Below are 21036 nucleotides of genomic sequence, written 5' to 3'. Positions count from 1 at the left end.
TAGAATTAACTCCAAGGGCTGGTTTGATCAATATCACTTGTTTTACTGAAGCCACTGAGCAGTGAGCTAAAGTCAAACTTCGGCAGGGAACTACCACTTGAGATATTGGTAATAGTTTCTTTAATGGTTGGGAGGATTTCAGTAATGCTGATATTCGTAGCCGTATCAGTATTACTAATGCCGGAAATCAATTCGCTAAGATCAGGCAGTTGTAGGGACGAGTTGTTACCGACTAAATTGCCAAGACTATCCGTGAATGCATCCAAACCTAAACCCTCTAAGCTTGGCACGCCAGAACCGAGTGACCCGAGCAGGTCGCCAATTTCAGGAAACTGAACACCATCCAGAAGATCCGAGAATTGACCTTCGCTATCAATCAGCGCAATCACTGGTTTTAGTGCTGTAATCACATTGTTGAGGTCGCTGGATAAGGTGAGCAGTAATGGGTTATTCACAAAATCCAGCACCACTTGTACGCCATTCAAGACATCGTAAAGAGAATTCACGATTTCTGCCTGATCAGCGTCAAGAACGTCACTATTCGCTAATAGATTCAACAGTGGATTGATGCCTTTTAGTACATCCGCGATGGTGTCTGGCACATTACCTGAACCTGCAGAACTGATTGCAGATACCAATGTAGTCACACTACCAACCACTGTTGGTAAAACTTGGGTAAGTTGATCCATATTAATGGATGAGTTACCTGTATCAATCGATGCAAGCAGTGGCATCAGGCTTTGCGTTACAGTTTGCGCAATGGTGCCCGTATCGATATTGCCTGAATTGCTGATTAGACCACTGAGCAAATTGGTAATAGCACCGATATCAAGGTCACTGCTTGCATTGCTCATTAGGTTACTGGCTAACAGATTGACTGAACTGGTATCTAAACTACCTGTTGAGCCACCGATCAATCCGCTGATCAAGTCAACAATTGCACCGATGTCGAGATCACTAGCGGCATTGCCACTGATGAGACCACCGACTAGATTGGCAATTTGACCAATATCTACATCGCCAAGTCCGCCAGAACCACCAATTAAGCCACTAACCAGTTCAGCAATTTGTGCGATATCAATATCACCACCTTGAATGAGACCACTGACGATACCGACGATGGCACCAATGTCTGTTCCACCAAGACCACCAGTACCTCCAATCAGGCCACTCAGCAGTTGAGTGATTTGGGTAAGATCAAGGTCGCCACCTTGCAATAAGTTGCTGGCCAGTTCAGCAATTTTACCGAGGTCTACATTGCTAGTACTGCCACCCATTAATCCGCTGACCAATTTGATAACTGCATTTAAATCCAGGGTTGATGTATTACCCCCCATTAAACTGCCAAGCAGATTGCTGATTGAGCCTATATCAAAACTGCCACCATTGGCTTTCGTTAACTGGCTAATTAAACTGTTGATATCTAGTTGAGAAGCATTTGAGCCTGTAAATTGGCTAATTAAATCAGTGAGGGAACTGGAATTTAAACTTTTGCCAGAAAGCAGGCTGTTTAAGAGAGAATCTAGGGAAGGGGTAGAGGGGGTAGAACCTGTAATAGAACCAATAATGCCAGAAAGACTGCCACCCAATAAACCACCAAGTAAACTCGTATTTTGTGTCTCTGTCGTGAGCACTGGACTGAGTTTAGTTTTAATTGAACTAAGAATACTAAAAGCCATAACCGTTCCTTGCGAATTTTTATCTTGTTATGTTTGTTGTGTTTTTTAGATAAAACGCTCAATTCTTATTCAATTTCTATACAAGTGTAAATCTAAGTTGGATTAATCATGCTTTGAAAATCCAGTTATCAGCGTCATAGTATTTATTCATAAATAGTTTAGTGATAAATAAGAATGATTTATTTAAAAGCGTCGCTTATCGAAAATTTGTTTTATACGACGAATGACCATAAGCATGACTTAAAACTGGTCATTGAGAGGGGTCTGGCATTTTTTTTCAAATAACTGGTAATTTATGAAAAATTTATCAATACTATCAGCAAAACAATGATGTATTTGAATAAAATGGCAAGAGATTAAAGATGGAATTAGATCGTTTTGATAAGCACATTCTTGAAATTTTGACCCATGAAGATGTCAATCTGAATGAACTCTCGGAGAGAGTAAATTTATCTGTGAGTTCGGTACACCGCAGGATCAAGCATTTGATCGATCATAATATTATCAGTGGCTTGAAGCGCGAGATTAATTATCAAAAATTGGGCTTTAGTCTGCATGTGCTGTTGCAGGTTTCCTTAAGCAAGCATGATAGCGATACTTTTGCCAAATTTTTAGAAGAATTAGAAAATATTCCGGAAGTCATTAATGCTTTCCTGGTGACAGGACAGTCTGCGGATTTTATTGTCGAAGTTGTGGCACGTGATATGGAAAATTATAGTCAGATTCTATTAAGCCGAATCGGCAAGATCGAGCATGTCGTAGCACTGCATTCCAGCTTTGTGATCAAGGAATATAATGTTTTTAACTGTAGTGGTCTTTTAAATAAGGTTTAAAATTCCAGGCATTTTTTAACACATATAAAAAACGCACCCGAAGGTGCGTTTTGATCTCATAGAAGATTAGGCATCGAGTTGCGCTAAAACTTCATCAGAGAATTCAACGTTGGTATAAACGTTTTGAACATCGTCTAGGTCTTCAAGCATATCGATCATTTTCATGATTTTTTTCGCTTGGTCGATATCTGTGATTTCAGCTTTGGTAGACGGGCTCATCACCACTTCAGCGTTATCAGATTTTAAACCTGCAGCAGCTAAAGCATCTTGTACTGTACCGAAGCTTTCAGGCGTAGTGATCACCAGGATTTCATCTTCATCCACTTCGATGTCTTCAGCACCCGCTTCAAGCGCCACTTCCATGATTTGATCTTCTAAAGACACATCTTCAAAAGTAATTTCGCCACGTTTAGTGAATAGGAAGGATACTGAACCGTTGGTACCGAGGTTACCATCAGTTTTAGTAAAGCAGTGACGTACATCAGGAACCGTACGGTTCAGGTTATCTGTCATGGTTTCAACAATAACCGCAACGCCGCCTACGCCATAACCTTCATAGGTTACTTCTTTCAGATCGTCGTTATCTTCACCACCGGCACCACGCTGAATCGCGCGATTGATCACATCACGTGTCATGTTTACAGATAATGCTTTTTCTACAACAGCACGTAGACGAGGATTACTACCCGCATCAGCGCCACCGAGTTTAGCAGCAGTTGTTAATTCACGAATGTACTTGGTAAACAACTTACCACGACTGGCATCTTGTTTTGCTTTACGATGCTTAATATTGGCCCACTTGGAATGACCCGCCATGCGAAATATGCTCCTTGTAGATTGGCTGTATGCCTATCGAATTGCGCCGATTCTACCATAAGCTCTTTTTTTGAAAAAAGAGTCTGGATTTGAGATTTAATGATAATGCCAAAAAAATAGGCAATAAAATAGAAAGGCAAAGCAATAAATGTAAATAAAAACTTAAGAAAATACCTAAATAAGAAAAGAGCAGAAGAAACATTATTCTCAAGCCCTTTTATGGAAAGTTTATTCCGGGATAATAATATCCAGACCAACATTCTCTTTATAGAGCCGCTTGATTAAAGCCAGATCATGTGCAAGATCAGTAGGATAAATTTTGCCAAAAATCCCGCCTTGCTTGGTCTTGGAATTGGCATACATAAGCACAATTGGCACATTGGCAGCTTTGGCAATATGCCAGAAACCGGTACGGATCGGTTTGCGCGCTTCACCATTTTTGGCACGGGTGGCTTCAGGTGCGATCACCAGATTGAATTTTTCATTATTCTGAAAATGTTCAACCATTACGCTGACAATATCTTTATTGGCTTTACGGTCGACCGCGATACCACCCATGGCTTCCAGAATTGGTTTCATTGGGCCTTTGAACAGTTCTTTCTTGATCAGGGTATGAATTTTGATGTCATACATCTTAAAGAGCGCCAAAGATAGAACTGCATCCATCATGGATGTATGTTCAAATCCGACAATGACCTGTTTATCTTCGAGTACATCGGGTTCAACATGATATTGCCAACCGGCAAGTTTAAATGCAGATTCGCCAATAAATTTGTTTAGCATAAGTAGAAAGAAATAAGAGCTAACGGTATGAACTGCATAATTTCTTCCTGTTCTTATTCACAGTCAATAGGCATTAATTAAAATTCATTAATAATATAAAAAATCCAAAATCAAAAAAGTATATTAAATAGTTTTTTAAGACCTGAAAGATATAAATAAATACTTAATAATCCTTGAGATATATCATCTTATATAAAATAAGTCTTAAAATGATGAAAAAATGACTATCCAGCACAAATTTTAGTTATTAGACTTTTGTCGAAGAAAAGAAGAAATTGTGTCTTTTCTATTTTCTGGTCATTTTCTCTCTGAGATTGAAACCTATGACGTATATTACAGCTTTCATGTTCTCAATGCTTCTGTTAGCACTGGTTATTGTATGGTCTTTAATCGAAATCTATATGGATTTACGTAAAGACGAGAAATTGGAATCGGAATTTTAGTCTTTATAGATTTTTAAAGAATATTCTAGGATTATATTTCTATACTTAATAGTTGGTATTTTTATTGATTATGGTTATATTGAGACGTAAAAGCGATTAATTTATTGGTTTGATATTCGAATAATTAGCGTGCTCTCTTTATTTTAGATAGAAAATATAGATGTCATATTAGGCTTTTGCTAGCTTAACTTAGACTGAAGTCTTAAATCCTAAGCAGGGCAGTTATTAAGGATAAAAAATGATTGCTGGCTAAGTGTGCAAGCAGAAAGAAAAGTACTTGTTTTTTGATCTAATCTTGGCTAGTATTCAATGCGCCTGAACTAGTTGAAATATAACAAATTCAGTCTATATAGGGCCTATAGCTCAGTTGGTTAGAGCAGCGGACTCATAATCCGTTGGTCGACAGTTCAAGTCTGTCTGGGCCCACCAAATACATCAAGCATCTAGGAGCAATACTCTTAGGTGCTTTTTTATTTTTTGAATTCATTTAAGCACTATCTATCTTCAAAAATAACTAAAATTTCAATCTCTTATCATAAGGTAGGCTTTTAGTAGGTGGGATTCTTTTATCGTTCATTGAATACTTAAATCACGGTGAGGGTCACCGATAATAAGATGAATGGTAGAAGGAATCGAACCATGGCTTTTAAGAATATTGCAGATCAAACAAACGGTTTTTATATCCCTTGTGTTTCACTTTTCGGTCCAGGCTGTGCCAAAGAAATTGGTGTTAAAGCACAAAATTTAGGTGCCAAGAAAGCTCTGATTGTGACCGATGAAGGCTTATACAAATTTGGTGTCGCAGATACCATCGCAAATTATTTAAAAGAGGCTGGTGTTGACAGCCATATCTTCCCAGGTGCAGAACCAAACCCAACAGATATTAACGTTCATAATGGCGTACAAGTCTACAATGACAACGGCTGCGATTTTATTGTATCACTCGGTGGCGGTTCTTCACATGACTGTGCCAAAGGTATTGGCCTGGTGACTGCCGGTGGTGGTCATATCCGCGACTATGAAGGTATTGATAAAAGTACTGTGCCTATGACACCGCTTATTGCAGTCAATACCACAGCGGGTACAGCGTCGGAAATGACACGCTTCTGTATCATTACCAATACCGATACCCATGTCAAAATGGCAATTGTGGATTGGCGTTGTACACCATTGATCGCGATCGATGATCCTAAATTGATGATTGCCAAGCCAGCGGGCTTAACTGCCGCGACTGGTATGGATGCCTTAACCCATGCGGTAGAAGCGTATGTTTCTACGGCAGCCAATCCGATTACGGATGCCTGTGCAGAAAAGGCCATTACCATGATCAGTGAATGGCTGAGTCAGGCAGTAGCAAATGGTGAAAATATTGAAGCACGTGATGCTATGAGCTATGCACAGTATCTGGCAGGCATGGCATTCAACAATGCATCACTCGGATATGTGCATGCGATGGCACACCAGCTGGGTGGTTTCTATAACCTGCCACATGGTGTATGTAATGCGATTTTGCTACCGCACGTATGCGAATTTAACCTGATTGCCTGTCCGGATCGCTATGCAAAAATTGCCCAGTTGATGGGTGTAAATACTGAAGGATTAACTGTGACTGAAGCAGCTTATGCAGCGATTGATGCCATTCGCCAGCTTTCAGCTTCAATTGGAATTCCATCTGGTCTGAAAGGCTTAGGGGTTAAAGAGGAAGACCTTGCCATTATGGCAGAAAATGCGCAAAAGGATGCCTGTATGCTGACCAACCCGCGTAAGGCTAGCCATGCACAAGTCGTAGAGATTTTTAAAGCGGCGCTGTAAGCCTCTATGTAAGTCGATTCTCTCCACTCGGCAGACTTACATTTTATGCAACCCTGTTCGCACTTCTTAGTGAAGTGCGCCAAGATAAATGTATCCCCATGCGATATTCTTGGCTGATCCTTACACCCTTGATAAGGATATAGAGCAGGCGTTGCTCTTTTTTTTTGCCTAAATTTTTGCTTTCAAAAAATATATTTGGGCAGTTAATTCATCAGGGTATAGCTTATTAAAATTAACTGAATGAACTCGATAATAATAAAATACTGGAATGAGCAGAGTATTGCTAAAAGCTTATTCGTAGCATGAGCTAAATCAATAAAATGTTATAATAAAAAATTATAATTCTAAAGTAGTTAAATGCTTTTTATATTTTTATAAGTTGGAATCTTCTCAATGGAAGATAGCCGTAATTATCTTGCTAACAAGAAGCCAAACAAGAAATGATCTGATTTTTAAATATCCTGAAATTTAAGCAGGGTTTGATGTGCTGGATGACCTTTTGGCATCAGTTCAATCAGACGTTCAACCGCATCAATTGCTTCAGGAAAACGTGCTACATGTTTCAGCAGCACATCAGTTTCATTGGCTTTGAAAATAGCATCACTGAGACGTGATTCCAGACAATCCCGCCATGCACATAAAAATGGGCTTTCAGTTTTTGCCAGAAAAACTCCAGTATAAAGTTTTAAGGCTGAATCGATATAACCTGCATCTAAAGACTGTTCGGTTTGCAGGAAGTCTGCTTCAACATGCGCCAGCAATCGATAAGGGCGCGAACCAAGCATACCGCCCAGAATATCTCGTAACTGTGACATTTCAGCTTTTAGCGTACCCATGCTGACTTTACGTTCGCCATAAAGTGCCTGATGCAAGTGATCCAGACTTAAACCTTGTGGGAATAAAGCCAGAATAGCGAGAATTTCAGTCTGGCGTGGGGTTATGGTCAGGGTTTTACCATTAAAAATGACCTGCGGGACAGAAAAGGCACGAATATATAAACGCTGTTTTTGCGATTCCAGTAAAGCAGATTGAATGATGGATGCACAACGTTCGGCTGCTAATAGCCCTAAGCTATTATGTTTTTGCCAGTGGGTGGACAGATCAATAACCCCTAGAATCTGTTTGGAATAAGGATCAATAATGGGGGAGGCATAACAGACTAGATCCTGCACGGAAGGCATGTAATGTTCGCTGGAAAACACGCAGCTCGATTGTTGGGTTTTGATCGACAGGGCAAGGGCATTGGTCCCGACCAGTTCCTCACGCCACTGACCGCCTTCAACTAAGTGAATATTATCAGCAATTGTGCGCAATTCAGGGCAGGAGGCCCGCCATAGTACCGTACTGCCAATATCTCCAACGGCCAAAACCATAGAGGACTGTTCGGCAATATGCCTCAAACTTTCAGCACAATGTTCCAAGGCATGACTTAAAGCCGAAGAAGTGCTGATTTGTTTTATATCTGTTAATGGGGCAGCCAGACGATTTTTGGGAATCTCGGCTAAAGAAGAGCGTTGCCAGGAGCTAACGATGCTCTGTTCGAGTTGTGCTGCATGTGAAGGCGATAAACTGCTGCTTTGACGAAGCTGATCAATTTTTTGCCTTTGTTGTATCAAGCTCTGTTCTGTCATCATTCCTTATTCTCACAATAATTCATGATTTACATCCAAATGTAATTATTATTGTTTTTATGAGGAATCAAAAGAAATGTAAATCGGTTGAGTGCCAACCTTTCTCCAACCTTATAACGCGTATGTTAACTAAATAGAGTACGGATGTACCTTATACCAAAGCTGTAGATGCAGCATTTTTAAAGATTAAAATAAGCAAAGGAAATACATATGCGTTATATCGATCCGAACCAGCCTGGCTCAAAAGTTCATTTCAAAGCCCAGTATGACAACTTTATTGGTGGGCAATGGGTGCCGCCAGTCAAAGGCGAATACTTTGATAATATTTCTCCTGTAGATGGCAAGCTGTTTACCAAAGTGCCACGTTCTAGCGTGGAAGATATTGAACTGGCGCTGGATGCTGCGCATAAAGCTAAAGCACAATGGAATAAATCATCTCCAACGACTCGCTCTAACATTCTGCTCAAAATTGCTGATCGTCTCGAAGCCAATCTGGAACTGCTGGCGGTGGCTGAAACCTGGGACAATGGCAAGCCAATCCGTGAAACCCTGGCTGCTGATATTCCTTTAGCGATTGATCACTTCCGCTATTTCGCCGGCTGTATCCGTGCGCAAGAAGGCGGCATTTCTGAGATTGATGAAGATACCATTGCCTACCATTTCCATGAGCCTTTAGGTGTGGTTGGTCAGATCATTCCATGGAACTTCCCGATCTTGATGGCAGCATGGAAATTGGCACCGGCTTTGGCCGCAGGCAATTGTATCGTTCTGAAACCGGCAGAGCAGACCCCGGTCAGTATTCTGGTACTGGCTGAACTGATTCAGGACCTGTTACCTGAAGGTGTATTAAACATCGTGAATGGCTATGGTGTTGAAGTCGGCCGTCCACTGGCTGTGAATCCGCGTATTGCCAAAATTGCCTTCACTGGTTCGACTGCTGTAGGTCAGCAAATCATGCAATATGCCACTGAAAATATTATTCCGGTGACACTGGAACTTGGTGGTAAATCACCAAATATTTTCTTTGAAGATGTCATGGCGCAGCAGGATGATTATCTGGAAAAAGCACTGGAAGGTTTCACCATGTTTGCCTTGAACCAAGGGGAAATCTGTACCTGTCCATCACGTGCTTTGGTCCAGGAAAGTATTGCTGATCAGTTCCTGGAACTGGCAATCGATCGGGTTAAACGTATTAAAACTGGTCATCCACTCGATACTGAAACCATGATTGGTGCGCAGGCATCGCAGGAACAGCAGGACAAGATTCTGGGGTGTATTGCAACAGGTCGCGGCGAAGGTGCAGAAGTGCTTGTTGGTGGCGGTGTACGTCAGGAAGTCGGGCAAGGCTTCTACATTGAACCGACCATCTTTAAAGGCACCAATAATATGCGTACCTTCCAGGAAGAAATTTTTGGGCCGGTACTGGCAGTAACCACCTTTAAAGATTTTGATGATGCCATCAAGATTGCCAACGATACGATTTATGGCCTAGGTGCTGGTGTCTGGTCACGTTCGGCACATACCTCGTATCGCGCTGGCCGTGCCATTGAAGCGGGTCGTGTCTGGACCAACTGCTATCATATCTATCCGGCCCATGCAGCCTTTGGTGGTTACAAGAAATCTGGGATCGGTCGTGAAAACCACAAGATGATGCTGGATCATTACCAGCAGACCAAAAACCTGTTGGTGAGTTATTCAACCAAGCCAGCTGGTTTCTTCTAAATAAAAGCAAAAAAGCGAACTTCGGTTCGCTTTTTTTATAGTAGAGAATCTTTAATAAGTGGTATTTGAGATATAGATCACAGATGCTAATTAAAAGCATGAATCAATTGAAATTTAACTTTATCGGAAAGTTGAAAAAATGAATGAAATAGGTTTTACATTTTGAAAAATTCTGGTTATAAGTTAGAGGTGGTTTTTATCCAGAACAACAAATCGACACTCAGGAAGGGTGCCTAAAGAAGCGTATTTTAAAAATGATGAAACGGGAGTTTTATAATGCTTCAACTACTGAAAAAACTATTCTGCTTGCACATTTATGAATACCAGCAAATGGAGGAAATTGGGGCAGATTGGGAATGCCGCAAATGTGGTACCCAAAGAGATTAAAAAATACTGCAAGAAAAAGTGAGCGATATGCTCACTTTTTTATATCCATTATATTTAATCTAAACTCATATCCATTAAAATCATTACCAGTACCACATGATGAGAAGGCTTAAATGAGCAAAGATTTCCATGCCAAAACCTATATTGTAGATGAAAATCTGGCTGACACTTTACACTGGTTAAGCCTGCATCAGGACTGTTATGACTCTTTTAGTTTTGATGCACTGACGCAGGAACTGGTCGTACATCATGCCAATGGAACAGACCAGATCCGGATCGGTGATTATCTCAATGCCAGTTATGGCATTTTAATTACTGCGCATAACTTTTCAGCATCTTGAATTATTTCAATTAACTTGCCATTGCATCAGTCGCCAATGCGCGGATGCTTGGCTTAGGTTGTTCTGCTACCAGTCCCAATTTTTCAAAGAGCTGCTGGTCACGACCTTTGGCTGTATTTGGAGTCGTTAGCAGTTTTTCGCCTGAGAAAATCGAGTTGGCACCCGCCATAAATGCTAATGCCTGATCTGAGTCAGTCAGTGATTCACGGCCTGCCGAAAGACGAATATAACTTTTTGGCATCAGAATGCGGGCCACTGCAATAGTTCGAATCCATTCAATCACATCCAGTTTTTCAACATCTGCCATCGGTGTGCCTTCGATTGGCACCAGCATATTGATAGGCACAGATTCCGGATGAATTGGAAGGGTAGAAAGCTCAAACAATAAACCGATCCGGTCATTACGACTTTCACCTAAGCCGACAATGCCACCACTACACACTTTTAAACCCGCTTGACGCACATGATCCAGTGTATCCAATCGGTCATCAAAACTGCGGGTACTGATAATATGTGAATAGTATTCACGTGACGTATCCAGATTGTGGTTGTAATAATCCAGTCCTGCATCTTTCAGGCGTTCTGCCTGTGAGGCATTCAGCATGCCTAAAGTCATACAGGTTTCGAGTCCCAGTGCTTTGACTTCACGTACCATGTCCAGTACATAAGGCATATCACGTTCATGCGGATTACGCCACGCTGCTCCCATACAGAAACGTGAACTGCCAGAGGCAAGAGCTTCTTTTGCTTCCTGAATTACTTTTTCTACTGCGATTCGTTTTTCCGCTTCGAGTTTGGAGTCATAATGTGCGGACTGAGAACAGTATTTGCAATCTTCTGGGCATTTACCGGTTTTAATAGAGAGCAGGGTACTGACCTGAACGGCATTGGCATCAAAATATTGACGATGAACCTGTTGAGCCTGAAAGATTAAGTCCATTAAAGGTTGTTGATATAGGGCTTCAATTTCTGCACGAGACCAATCATTACGTATTGGATCAATACTGTTCATCTGTCCATCCTTGTTCATATTTATTTATCAGGCTCCATCTTAAGTAAAAGTATCGCCATCTTCATTAGCAAAATATGACCTTATAGAAAAAACAAAACCCACACAAGGTGAGCTTTGTAGTTGAACTCTTGATCGGAGTTTATTCACGATGATTTCCGTGAATATTCTGGTTTTGTAAATCACTACGATGTTGCTTGTTTAATACACGTTCATCTTGTTCGTGCTGGTTATTTTTTGGAGAGCCAAGCGGGCCATGTTGTGACTGCTGCTGTTGCTGTTGTTGCTGCTTCTGGTGTTGATGTTGCAACTCTTCAAGCTGTTCCTGATTTTGATGTTGTGTATCAGATGACTTTTGCATATCCACCTCCGGCTTTATTTCTATTCTTTTTCCTTTATGCCATAGCTTGCACAATAACTGTGTAAGGCTTTGACGAGAAAATGTGAACCGAAGTAAAAATTGAAAATTACCGAGATTTTGCCAGTTGTTCCTGTATGGCCCAGTCAATATGAACCTGTACAATCTCATCATGTTGATTCTGCTGAGCTTGTAATGCCTGGACAATCTGTGGATCAAAAGGCGCATTACCCAAGCCGATCGCAATATTGCGCATAAAGCTCTGATAGCCGGTACGGCGTAATGGACTGCCTTCAGTTGAGCTTAAAAATGTAGCTTCATCCCATTGCCAGAGATCCAGTAAACTCACTTGATCCAGTCCATGTCGGGGGTGAAAATCTTCAATATTAGTTTTTTGAGCAAAGCTGTTCCATGGACAAATCAACTGACAATCATCGCAACCGAAGACCCGGTTACCAATCCCTCGACGTAACTCCTCTGGAATGATCCCTTTATACTCAATGGTTAAATAAGCAATACAGCGACGTGCATCCAGCATATACGGTTCAACAATAGCCTGTGTCGGGCAAATATCAATACAGGCTGTGCATGAACCACAATGTTTGCTTGCAGGCTCATCAAAGGGCAGTTCCAGTGAGCTAAACAGCTCACCTAAAACAAAGAAAGACCCGGATTTTTTATGGATTAATAAAGTATGTTTACCGGTCCAGCCCATGCCCGCACTTTCGGCCAGGGATTTTTCAAATACAGGAGCAGAGTCTGCAAAGGGGCGGGATTCAAATTCACCGACTTTTTCCCGAATTTTAGAAGCCAGCATTTTTAGGCGCCCGCGCATGGTCTTATGATAGTCACGACCACGGGCATAACGGGCAATAATCGCAGAATTTGGTGCATAGGGCACTAGACGCGGTTCTGGAAGATCGACCAGATAATCCATTCGTACACAGATCACGGATTTGGTATTGGGAATAAGCAGTGTGGGATCGGCACGTTTTTCCAGATTTTCTTCCAAAAACTTCATATCACCGTGATAGCCGCGGTCTAAATATTCCTGCAAGCGGACTAATTCTGCTTGAGCATCCGGTTGGGCAATGACACAATCAGAAAAACCCAGTTCTCGTGCCTGCGCTTTGATCCACGCTTTCAGTTCATGGGGATCTTGTTGATAAACTTGGATTTGCGCTTGGGAATCGGGTGTTGTCATAAACCAGAAACAGGAAATAAGAAATGCAGCAGCAAGTTTATCATAGCCGCAATATACAAGCATGGGAGCAGCGCTGGTTTGGCAAGCAAAATAGTTCTTATGGTTTGATGCAACAGGTAGCATGGTCGATTGCGCAGCGACTCATCCCTTTGTTAGAACAACAGCAATTGACCCGAATCGCTGTGTGTTGCGGTCAGGGTAATAATGCCGGTGATGGTTATCTGATAGGTAAATATTTAAAACAGGCCGGTTTTGAAATAGATATTTATGCAGCAGAACCCAATCCATCACAGGATCTGGCTCAAGCAATCCGGGAAACTCAGCAAATCGGTATACCCACTTATTCAGGTTTTAATTTTCAGAAACAATATGATGTCTATATTGATGCCTTATTTGGGATCGGCTTGAACCGTGATCTGAATGAAAATTGGCAACAGATTATTCAAAGCATTAATGCCCAGCAAGGTCTTAAAATTGCAGTGGATATTCCAAGCGGACTGCATGCCAATACCGGACAGTCTTTGCCGGTTGCCATTAAGGCAGATCATAGTTTTACTGTTTTAGGTTTAAAGGCGGGACTATTTACCGGACGAGGCAAAGAATATGCCGGCAAGGTAGAGGTCATCTCGGTTATTCCTCCCGATGCTGAACTTGTGCCGATAGCTCAAATTTCCTCGACTCAAATTCATCTGCCTAAACGTGAAGCTTTTGGACATAAGGGCAGTTATGGGCATGTGCTCGTAATTGGGGGGCATGCCGATATGGGCGGTGCGGTCATTATGGCAGCTGAGGCAGCCTTTGCTGCCGGTGCAGGTAAGGTCACTGTGGTTTGTGATGCCAAACATCATACTGCCATTTTGTCACGTGCTCCGAATATCATGCTGCGTGATATTAATGCGCTAGATGCTGAGCAACGCCAAGCTTTAGTTCGTCATGTGGATGCTGTCTGTTTTGGTATGGGGTTAGGACGAGATACTTGGGCTGAACAGCAATATAAATACTGGTTTGACCTGATTCAGCAATCAGAACTGGAGACAGTTCTCGATGCAGACGCCTTGTGGTTTCTGGCAAAATCACCACAAAAGTTGAATGCCCATACTTATGCAACACCACATCCGGGTGAAGCGGCTACTTTGTTAGAAATGAAAGCATCAGAAGTCGAAGCAGATCGTATTCAGGCAATTCAACAGCTCCAGCAAAAATATCAGGGACAATGGGTGCTCAAAGGTTCAGGTAGCCTGATTTTAGAAGATGCTCTTTTCATCTGTACCGCAGGCAATGCCGGTATGGGAACCGGAGGAATGGGAGATGTACTTGCTGGCATGATCGCAAGTTTGAAAGCCCAATTTAAAGATGCCACCCATTTACATGAAATCGTAACTTTGCACGCACTTGCCGGTGATGTATTGGCGAAAAAAGGTGAACGCGGCTTGCAGGCACAAGATATGAAACATGCCATTTACCAGGTTGTGAACCACTAAGGACAATAAAAATGCAGGCCATTCATTTGATCATTCAGGGCAAAGTGCAGGGCGTGGGCTACCGTCGCTGGTTTGAACAACAAGCAATTCAATTAGGTTTAAAGGGTTTTGTGCGTAATCTGGAAACAGGCGAAGTTGAGGCTATCATTGTGGGGAAGGAAGCGATTGTTCGGGAAATGATCCAGCTCAGCAGAACTGGACCACAACGTGCAGAAGTCACTGCAATTCATCAGCAGAAATTGACTCTTCAGGACGCTGATTTTCAGGATTTTAAAGTATTAACTAAAGACTAACGACGACGGGTGCTGACCCGGCTGCGTCCGCGTGCCATACCGCCTAAGGCATTCAATACGGCCATTTTACTCATGCTGCCTGAAGCATGAGCATGACAAATCGCAGCAGCAAGTGCATCGGCAGCATCTTGTTGCGGTTTGATTGTCAGGTTCAGAATACGCATAACCATCATCTGAACCTGTTCTTTGTCTGCAGCGCCATAGCCCACAACAGACTGTTTGATCTGCCGTGCCGTATATTCGGCAACTTTCAGATCCAGATTCACCAAGGCTGCGACTGCCGCACCACGAGCCTGACCCAGTTTGAGAGCAGAATCCGGATTTTGTGCCATAAACACCTGTTCCACCGCAGCCTCGGTCGGGCCGTAAAATTTGACAATCCGTTCGACACCAGCAAAGATTCGTTTTAAACGTTCAGGCATTTCCGCTGTTTCAGTTCTAATCGTTCCTGCATCAACAAAAGTGAGTTTTGAACCTTCTTTCTGGATGATACCGTAACCTGTTAGACGCGAACCGGGATCAATCCCAATAATTAATGACATGCCTGCACTTTAAAAATAAAATAATGCCCATATTGTTACATAAGCGTATCAAAAAAGCTTGATCCTGATGAAGCAGTTGATTACAGCATCCTAATATTTATTTTACTGAGATTAGATTAATTTTCATGAAATTATTTCTTATTATCCTGGCCGGCTTAGTCCTCGAAGTATTTGTATGGATTGGCGTGGGTGACCTTGTCGGGAGCATGTGGTACGTATTTTTCTGGTTCGTGGCGGCTTTCTTTATCGGTATGAACCTGATCCGGAAATATTCGGCCGGTGTAATGCCACAAATGCAGCAAATGCAGATGGGACAGATGAGTGCAGATCCAGCATTATCAAATAATTTGCCTAAAATCTTAGCCGGCTTTTTCCTGCTGATTCCTGGTTTGATTAGTGATGTGCTTGCGGTATTAATGCTGATTCCACCTGTACAACGTGCTTTCCAGGCAGCCATGATGAAAATGATGATGAAACGTCAGCAAGCCATGATGGAAAAAATGATGGGTGGCATGATGGGCGATGTCGGTGGTGGTGCAGGCCAAAACCCGTTTGCTGAAATGATGCGTCAAATGCAGGATATGCAGAACCAGCAGGGGGGGCATGGCGATTCAACCATTATTGATGGTGAAGCTCGTGAAGTGACCCCGGAAGCCAAGAAAATTGAAATGAAAGATGTGAACAAGAAATAAAATCACGCTTTCAATATAAATGCTTCAAGCCGAATCTCATGATTCGGCTTTTTTATTGGAACTTTCTAATTTCATTAAACAAAAGTTATAATAGTTTTTTTACCATTTGATCTTTTTTAAATGTCCTTGCTTTTTACCATCTGTTTTCTGCATTTTGTTGCTCAATTAAGCCCGGGTCCTGACATTTTACTTATCGCAAAAAGTGCTGCTTCTACGACACGTATGAATGCCTTAAAGGTGATTGCCGGAATTTCAGCGGGGATCGTGGTTTGGGTGATATTGACGCTAGCTGGCTTTACCGTACTGATCGATCAGTTTCCCTGGATTCAGCAAGTATTGATGGTCATCGGTGGGCTATTTTTGGCCAAAATGGGCTGGGCCATGCTAAAAAGTGGCTGGCAAAGTTTTCAGAACAGACATCAAACTCAAGATGATTTAAATACGGTAGAAGCACCAAAAAGTTATTTTATGCAGGGTTTATTGACTAATCTGTCGAATCCTAAAACCCTGATCTATTTCAGTAGCGTATTTTCACTTGCACTGAGTTCATCAGCTTCTGATTATTTAAAAGCGCAACTGGCAGTGATTATTCCGCTGCAAACATTTATTACTTTTACTTTACTGATGCTATTAATTTCCCATCCCAAAATTAAAGAGGCTTACCAGCGATCAGGAAGTTATATCGATATGATTTCAGGCGGATTATTCCTGATTTTTGCAGTCTGGTTATGGTATGACGCGCTAGTTCTAATGAACTAAAAATCTTAATTTGATGGAGTGACAGAGGAGTTTTCGTTAGAAAGCTGCTGTGCAGCGGAAGCGTCAGAAACTGGATGATCCTGTTTCTGCACTGGAGACTGATAACGATTCGGTTTAAGGGTGGCCTCAGTATTTTCCGAACCCTGATAACTGCGACTGCGATTGGCACGCTCACGTAAGCCGCCTTTTTTAATTAACTGAACCATTTTCATCTCTCACTGCAAGATGACTTATTGTAATTCAAATTTTCTATTCTGGCAGCGTTTCATATTCAAGTTAAAATCGCATAAAAAAGACCTGATCCAAGTCAGGTCTTGCTGGAGGATAAAAAAATTAGCGCGGACGTTTATTATCTTGTTGCAGCACATCAAATAAAGATGATTGAGCTGGCACTTCTTGTTGCTGTGACTGGATATAAACATGCATTACCTTGAATGCGATTGCAGTAACCAGACAGGCCACCAGACATAAAATCCAAAAACCATAAGGGCTGCGAATATTATGTGAGCCACAGGCATGACATTCTTTTTGGCCAGCTTCCACAACTTTATCGCAGCACGCACAGTGATATTGATAGTACATTGCTAAGCTCCATTACATTTTTGATATTTTTTTTGTTATCTTTCACGGACTTTTATTTCAGGTATTTCAGGTCTGCATTTCATGTTAATGATGAAATTAGACGCTGACAAGTCATATAACAAAAAGTTACCCAAGTCTCAGTGAGGAAAACAAATAATAATTGGCTAAGTACATAACATCGTTACATTTTTTCAATAAAATTCTCTGAAATAATTAACTATGCTATCTATCAATTCATAAGCAATTTTTGAACCAGTTCGAGTGGAGCTTAAGAACAACAAGTATAAAATGGGAAATAGACAGGGCAAAAACTTAGATGAATTGATCTGCCCTAAAAAATAGAATGATATGGAATATATTTTGCTTATTTTTTAACTATTCGTTGCACTGTATTAAGTCTATAAAAATGTTTAATTTCAATAATTTTTATGAAAGTGCATTATAAACTTAAGGAACAATACTGATCTCATGAAGAAAATATCACTGTTTTTATCATCCTTGCTCTATATGAGCAGTCTTTATGCACAATCGGATATTGAAAAGGAAGTTATTGCCCAGTTTCAGCAGGATTTTAATGCGCAAAATTATGCAGCAATTTTTGAAAAGTTTTCACCTGAAGCGAAAAAGGCGATTCCTTTAAATATGTTTGAAAAAGTCTCTAAAGACTTACAGCAGCAACTGGGCACAATACAAAGTCTTGAGTATTTGGAATCCAAAGGTAAAGAGACTGCAGTCTATAAGGCCAACTTTGAAAAAGACCGTCTGAAACTCAGCATGAGTTTGAATAATGATCAACAGATTTCCGGCCTTTTATTTACGCCCTATATCGAATCTACCGCAGCAAATAATAAGACAGTCAATGCTATTCAAGGCTATCCAAAAGCGATTGCAGAGAAAATTTATCAGGCTACACGGACTTTTCCAGAGCAGACTCAAGTGGCTATAGCGGTATTAGATCAGGACAAACCCTATTACTATGGGGTACAGAAACATAAGGAAAAAATCCAGGCCCAGGCCAATCAGGATAAAGTCTTTGCAATCGGTTCTCTGACCAAAGTAATGACATCAACTATATTGGCTGAATTGGTGACACAAAATAAAATTAAACTGGATGACAAGATTAATCCTTATTATGCCTTTCCATTCAAGGACAATATCCAGGTTCGCTTTCAGGATTTAGCCAATCATACGTCCGGACTGCCACGACTACCGAGTAATTTGGAAGTAGATGATGATACTGATCCATATAAGGAATATGATGCAGCTAAACTGGAAGAATATTTAAAAAATTCCTTAGAGCTTGAACATGCAAATAACAGTGGAAAAGTGCCACATTATTCTAATTTGGCTGTGGCTTTATTGGGACAGAGTTTGAGTCAATCGCAAAATAAGGATTTTGCTGAGTTACTCAATGAATATGTCTTTAAAAAGTATGGGATGAAACATAGCTATACCTCGCCTGATCAAGCAGCTAAGCAACTTGTGTCTGCATTTGATGCCCAAGGAAAAGAAATCACCACCTGGGCATTTGATACCTTTTTACCTGCGGGCGGTGTACTCTCTACAGCTTCAGATTTAACCAGATTTGCACAAGCTCAACTCGATGCAAAAAATGCGGCAGTACAATTAACTCAGCAAGCAACCACAGAACAAGCAGGTAGCTACCAATTGGGATTGGGCTGGTTTGTGCGAGAACAGGAAAATGGCACCAAAATCATCTGGCATGGGGGAAATACCGCAGGGCATTCTGCTATTTTGATGATTGATTTAAACAAGAAAAAGGCAGTGACGATTTTAGCCAATGTCGCTGCTGTACATCCTGAAATGGGAAATATTGAAAAACTGGCTGCTCAACTTTTACAGGAATAAGTCAGCTTTAAGATATCTTTAAGATATAAAAAAAGCCCGCATTGCGCGGGCTTTTTTAATTCATGAATTTTAAATCTTACTGACCAGAGCGAATGATGTAATCGAAGGCAGATAATGATGCTTTGGCACCTTCACCAGTCGCGATGATGATCTGTTTGTAAGGAACAGTGGTACAGTCACCTGCAGCAAACACACCTTTCACATTGGTTTCGTTGCGCTCGTTAATCACAATCTCACCACGGTTAGTTAGCTCAACATCGGTTCCTTTCAGGAAGTCAGTGTTCGGCAACAAACCGATCTGAACGAAGATACCTGCCAATTCAACAGTGTGCTCTTCATCAGTTGCACGGTCTTTGTATTTCAACGCTGTGACTTGTGAACCATCACCGATCACTTCGGTAGAAAGTGCATTTTTGATCACAGTCGTATTTGGCAAGCTGTTCAGTTTGTCCTGCAATACCTGATCCGCACGAAGTTTAGTATCGAACTCAACCAGCGTTACATGCTCAACGATACCCGCAAGGTCAATTGCAGCTTCTACACCCGAGTTACCACCACCGATCACTGCAACACGTTTACCTTTGAACAGTGGACCATCACAGTGTGGGCAATACGCTACACCACGAGTTTTGTATTCTGCTTCACCTGGAACATTCATTTCTCTCCAGCGTGCACCGGTAGATAAAATCACAGTTTTAGATTCAAGTTTGGCACCATTTTCTAAAGTCACTTCTACCAGACCATTGGCTGTGCGATCTGCACCTTTGATGTCAGACACGCGTTGCAGGTTCATGATGTCAACACCGTATTCACGCACGTGTGCTTCCATTTCAGCCGCAAATTTTGGACCTTGGGTTTTTTGCACTGATGTGTAGTTTTCAATGTCCATGGTATCCATCACCTGACCGCCCATGCGTTCAGCCACGATGCCAGTTTTAATACCTTTACGTGCTGCATAGATCGCTGCAGTATTCCCTGCAGGTCCACCACCAATTACCAAGACATCAAATGCATCTTTGGCATTGAGTTTTTCAGCATCTTTGGCTGCAGCATTGGTATCCAGTTTGGCAATGATTTCTTCCAGCGTCATACGACCCTGACCGATATGTTCATTGTCCTGAAACACCATTGGTACGGCCATGATTTTACGTTCTTCTACTTCTTCCTGGAAGAAAGCACCATCGATCATGGTTGCTGTGGTACCCGGGTTATAGATGGCAATCAGGTTCAATGCCTGCACCACATCAGGACAGTTATGGCAGCTTAAAGAGACAAATACATCAAAGTCAGATTTAATGCCTAAACCTTTAATCGATTCCAGAACTTCGGCAGAGACTTTTGGTGCATAGCCTGAAGTTTGCAACAATGCCAGAATCAGGGAAGTAAACTCATGGCCCATCGGCAAGCCTGCGAAGAACACACGAGGCTGTTCACCGGCTTTTGCCACACCAAAGCTTGGTGCACGTTTGTTGGTACCGTCAAAACGGGCAGTCACTAAATCAGAAAGTTGCGCGATTTCCTCAACCAGTTCTTTGATTTTGGCTGATTTGTCAGAGCCATCCAGAGTTGCCACTAATTCAATCGGGCCTTCCAAACGTTCAAGTAGTGTTTTTAATTGAGCTGAAGTATTTTGATCTAACATTGCTAACGTCTCCAAAGGAGTAAGAATTCATTCGATAAGTAGATACTAAGCTAAATCGATAAATAGATAAAACAGTTTGTTTTTATAAATTTGATCGGTTTTGCAAATGTATTGAAAAATTCATGATTAATTTCAAGCTTATATATGGGTGCTTAGCA

20 protein-coding genes and 1 tRNA gene are annotated in these 21036 nt (G+C 41.5%); 10 read left to right on the top strand and 11 right to left on the bottom strand.

What is annotated here, in order from left to right; all coding sequences use genetic code 11:
* Positions 1-5: 5 nt before the first annotated feature.
* Positions 6-1679: a hypothetical protein gene (locus tag FTU01_RS07755; protein WP_180138718.1), complete on the bottom strand. Its 1674-nt coding sequence runs from the start codon at positions 1677-1679 to the stop codon at positions 6-8.
* A 362-nt stretch (positions 1680-2041) separates the two neighbouring features.
* Between FTU01_RS07755 and FTU01_RS07750 the strand changes: the two genes are divergently transcribed.
* Positions 2042-2512: an Lrp/AsnC family transcriptional regulator gene (locus FTU01_RS07750; protein WP_004784091.1), complete on the top strand. Its 471-nt coding sequence runs from the start codon at positions 2042-2044 to the stop codon at positions 2510-2512.
* 66 nt (positions 2513-2578) lie between these two features.
* Here FTU01_RS07750 and FTU01_RS07745 read toward each other — a convergent pair whose 3' ends face one another.
* Both FTU01_RS07745 and FTU01_RS07740 read right to left on the bottom strand, forming a co-directional pair.
* The gene (locus tag FTU01_RS07745) at positions 2579-3328 is read right to left on the bottom strand and encodes a YebC/PmpR family DNA-binding transcriptional regulator (protein WP_004784089.1); all 750 of its coding nucleotides are present in this window, start codon (positions 3326-3328) and stop codon (positions 2579-2581) included.
* A 228-nt stretch (positions 3329-3556) separates the two neighbouring features.
* On the bottom strand, positions 3557-4111 hold the full coding sequence (locus FTU01_RS07740; RefSeq protein ID WP_179993088.1) for a 1-acyl-sn-glycerol-3-phosphate acyltransferase: 555 nt from the start codon (positions 4109-4111) through the stop codon (positions 3557-3559).
* 795 nt (positions 4112-4906) lie between these two features.
* On the opposite strand from FTU01_RS07740, the gene FTU01_RS07735 reads away from it, so the two are divergent.
* Positions 4907-4983: transfer RNA gene (locus tag FTU01_RS07735), tRNA-Ile, on the top strand.
* 210 nt (positions 4984-5193) lie between these two features.
* Positions 5194-6366, top strand: coding sequence for an iron-containing alcohol dehydrogenase (locus tag FTU01_RS07730; protein WP_159123263.1), 1173 nt, complete (start codon positions 5194-5196; stop codon positions 6364-6366).
* Positions 6367-6818: 452 nt separating this feature from the next.
* Here the strand turns inward: FTU01_RS07730 and FTU01_RS07725 are convergent, their stop codons facing one another.
* A complete protein-coding gene (locus tag FTU01_RS07725; RefSeq protein WP_166139384.1) occupies positions 6819-8000 on the bottom strand; it encodes a helix-turn-helix domain-containing protein in 1182 nt (393 codons plus the stop codon).
* Positions 8001-8207: 207 nt separating this feature from the next.
* Here FTU01_RS07725 and FTU01_RS07720 point away from each other — a divergent pair, with 207 nt between their 5' ends.
* Together FTU01_RS07720 and FTU01_RS07715 are read left to right on the top strand one after the other, a co-directional pair.
* On the top strand, positions 8208-9719 hold the full coding sequence (locus FTU01_RS07720; protein WP_180014192.1) for an aldehyde dehydrogenase family protein: 1512 nt from the start codon (positions 8208-8210) through the stop codon (positions 9717-9719).
* A gap of 500 nt (positions 9720-10219) precedes the next feature.
* Positions 10220-10447, top strand: a complete 228-nt coding sequence (locus FTU01_RS07715; protein ID WP_125279759.1) for a hypothetical protein — start codon at positions 10220-10222, stop codon at positions 10445-10447.
* Positions 10448-10457: 10 nt separating this feature from the next.
* Here the strand turns inward: FTU01_RS07715 and bioB are convergent, their stop codons facing one another.
* The 3 genes from bioB to queG form a co-directional block, all read right to left on the bottom strand.
* On the bottom strand, positions 10458-11459 hold the full coding sequence (gene bioB / locus FTU01_RS07710; RefSeq protein ID WP_166139392.1) for a biotin synthase BioB: 1002 nt from the start codon (positions 11457-11459) through the stop codon (positions 10458-10460).
* 139 nt (positions 11460-11598) lie between these two features.
* On the bottom strand, positions 11599-11817 hold the full coding sequence (locus tag FTU01_RS07705; RefSeq protein WP_005236211.1) for a hypothetical protein: 219 nt from the start codon (positions 11815-11817) through the stop codon (positions 11599-11601).
* 106 nt (positions 11818-11923) lie between these two features.
* Positions 11924-13018, bottom strand: coding sequence for a tRNA epoxyqueuosine(34) reductase QueG (gene queG, locus FTU01_RS07700; RefSeq protein WP_159124491.1), 1095 nt, complete (start codon positions 13016-13018; stop codon positions 11924-11926).
* Positions 13019-13041: 23 nt separating this feature from the next.
* On the opposite strand from queG, the gene FTU01_RS07695 reads away from it, so the two are divergent.
* Positions 13042-14499, top strand: coding sequence for an NAD(P)H-hydrate dehydratase (locus FTU01_RS07695; protein WP_179993092.1), 1458 nt, complete (start codon positions 13042-13044; stop codon positions 14497-14499).
* 11 nt (positions 14500-14510) lie between these two features.
* A complete protein-coding gene (locus FTU01_RS07690; RefSeq protein ID WP_179993093.1) occupies positions 14511-14792 on the top strand; it encodes an acylphosphatase in 282 nt (93 codons plus the stop codon).
* Here the strand turns inward: FTU01_RS07690 and ruvC are convergent.
* On the bottom strand, positions 14789-15334 hold the full coding sequence (ruvC, locus tag FTU01_RS07685) for a crossover junction endodeoxyribonuclease RuvC (RefSeq protein ID WP_004784062.1): 546 nt from the start codon (positions 15332-15334) through the stop codon (positions 14789-14791). The two genes, FTU01_RS07690 and ruvC, sit on opposite strands and share 4 nt — an antisense overlap.
* 125 nt (positions 15335-15459) lie before the next feature.
* Here ruvC and FTU01_RS07680 point away from each other — a divergent pair, with 125 nt between their 5' ends.
* On the top strand, positions 15460-16026 hold the full coding sequence (locus FTU01_RS07680) for an FxsA family protein (protein WP_159124495.1): 567 nt from the start codon (positions 15460-15462) through the stop codon (positions 16024-16026).
* A gap of 120 nt (positions 16027-16146) precedes the next feature.
* Entirely contained in the window at positions 16147-16785 is a 639-nt protein-coding gene (locus FTU01_RS07675; RefSeq protein WP_159124496.1) for a LysE family transporter, read from the top strand.
* Between the two features lie 5 nt (positions 16786-16790).
* Here the strand turns inward: FTU01_RS07675 and FTU01_RS07670 are convergent, their stop codons facing one another.
* Complete coding sequence (locus tag FTU01_RS07670; RefSeq protein ID WP_005236199.1) at positions 16791-16991, bottom strand: hypothetical protein; 201 nt, start codon at positions 16989-16991, stop codon at positions 16791-16793.
* A 127-nt stretch (positions 16992-17118) separates the two neighbouring features.
* Positions 17119-17367 (bottom strand): hypothetical protein, encoded by a 249-nt coding sequence (locus FTU01_RS07665; protein WP_004784054.1) that lies wholly within the window; start codon positions 17365-17367, stop codon positions 17119-17121.
* 468 nt (positions 17368-17835) lie between these two features.
* Between FTU01_RS07665 and FTU01_RS07660 the strand changes: the two genes are divergently transcribed.
* Positions 17836-19236 (top strand): serine hydrolase, encoded by a 1401-nt coding sequence (locus FTU01_RS07660; protein ID WP_180138716.1) that lies wholly within the window; start codon positions 17836-17838, stop codon positions 19234-19236.
* A gap of 76 nt (positions 19237-19312) precedes the next feature.
* Here FTU01_RS07660 and ahpF read toward each other — a convergent pair whose 3' ends face one another.
* A complete protein-coding gene (ahpF, locus tag FTU01_RS07655; protein ID WP_180053890.1) occupies positions 19313-20878 on the bottom strand; it encodes an alkyl hydroperoxide reductase subunit F in 1566 nt (521 codons plus the stop codon).
* Between the last annotated feature and the right edge of the window lie 158 nt (positions 20879-21036).

It is taken from the genome of Acinetobacter sp. YH12043 (assembly GCF_013419915.1).
GTDB lineage: Bacteria > Pseudomonadota > Gammaproteobacteria > Pseudomonadales > Moraxellaceae > Acinetobacter.
This window is presented reverse-complemented; position numbering and strand designations above follow the sequence as displayed.